Here is a 527-nt window from a genome sequence, read left to right as displayed (position 1 = left end):
TGATCTGACAGTTACCCGTTTTTTAATCGGTGACTGTCAGTCTAGATTTGAGCTAAATTTTTCTCAGCCCAGATCAATTTTCCATCTAATAAAGTTTCTAATGGCGTTCTGCCACAGCATATTTTGCCTTGATGGGTTCGGTCATTATTGTAATAAATCATCCATTCGTCCAGATCCTTTTGCAATTCCTCTAATGAGCTATATAGCTTTTTACGGAATGTAACTTGATAGAATTCATTGAGTATCGTTTTGTGGAAGCGTTCGCAGATACCATTTGTTTGCGGTGACATAGCTTTGGTTTTTGTATGATCAATATCATTTATAGCGAGATATAACTGGTAATCATGATGTTCGACTTTGCCACAATATTCAGTGCCTCTATCGGTCAGGATACGTAGCATAGGAAGCTCGTACTGTTCGAAGTACGGCAGTACTTTGTCGTTGAGTATGTCAGCCGCAGTAATTGGCGTTTTCGTGGTGTAGAGCTTAGCGAACGCTACTTTGCTGTATGTATCAACGAAGGTTTG

At 39.7% G+C, this 527-nt stretch carries 1 protein-coding gene; it reads right to left on the bottom strand.

From position 1 onward, the window contains the following. Positions 1-41: 41 nt before the first annotated feature. Positions 42-527: integrase core domain-containing protein (locus H5087_RS20015; RefSeq protein ID WP_182673149.1), on the bottom strand; the 486-nt coding region annotated here is incomplete at its 5' end.

Origin of the sequence: Pseudoalteromonas sp. SR43-7 (genome assembly GCF_014163785.1) — a bacterium.
Classification (GTDB): Bacteria; Pseudomonadota; Gammaproteobacteria; order Enterobacterales; family Alteromonadaceae; genus Pseudoalteromonas; species Pseudoalteromonas distincta.
The sequence above is the reverse complement of the archived record's forward strand: the minus strand, read 5'-3'. Positions and strand labels throughout refer to the sequence as shown.